Below are 759 nucleotides of genomic sequence, written 5' to 3' on the forward strand. Positions count from 1 at the left end.
AATATCTTAATTCAATTTTCTCCGCCTTCTCTTGAAGACATTTATTTAAAACAGTTTAAGGACAGGGGGAAGCAAGAATGCGTTTAAAACCTCTCCTGATGCTAAAGACAGTGCGGCTATATCTTGGTTGTGCAAAGCTATTCGCTTTTATAGCCGTCAAGGAGATCCTTATTGATAAATATATGCTCATAATCGATCTATTATTGGCAACGAGTATTCCTTTTATCACGCAATATATTATTTGGCACTATATTTACGTAGGCAATGCGGAGGAAAGTGTAAGCGGGTATAATTTTCAGCAATTAATGTTCTACTTCGCAATTTCTATAGCATTCTGGAGGCTTAACAATTATTACAGTGTGATTGAATACTTTGCACGAAACATTCAAGCTGGTGAACTCGAACCCCGTTTACTTTGGCCTATACCCATTCCGGTTCAAAGATTTTGGGATTTTTTGGGGGGTGCTATTATCTATGCATGGCCAATTATTATCATTGTGGCTGTTTGTTTTTTTCTTTTTGAAGTCGAAACTATAAGCCCCTTCTATTGGTTCTGGACGATTATCTATATCATGGAGACACAAATATTGTGTTATTTAATTGGCTTTTTTATGGCTCTTAGCACATTTAAATTTGTTCGGCCTGATTTTCTTTTAGCGCTGTTATCTGCGCTGCAAGGCATATTAGGCGGGACCATGTTGCCCCCAAGCTTTTGGCCTGAAACTATAGCACCTATCATGTTTTATAATCCGTTCAGAT

The 759-nt window shown here is 37.5% G+C and carries 1 protein-coding gene; it reads left to right on the forward strand.

Translation table 11 applies throughout. From position 1 onward, the window contains the following. Nucleotides 1-77: 77 nt before the first annotated feature. Nucleotides 78-759: ABC-2 family transporter protein (locus tag ACFINC_RS10520; RefSeq protein ID WP_375617178.1), on the forward strand; the 682-nt coding region annotated here is incomplete at its 3' end.

The organism is Bartonella sp. AP58NXGY (genome assembly GCF_042195785.1).
Taxonomy (GTDB): Bacteria; Pseudomonadota; Alphaproteobacteria; order Rhizobiales; family Rhizobiaceae; genus Bartonella.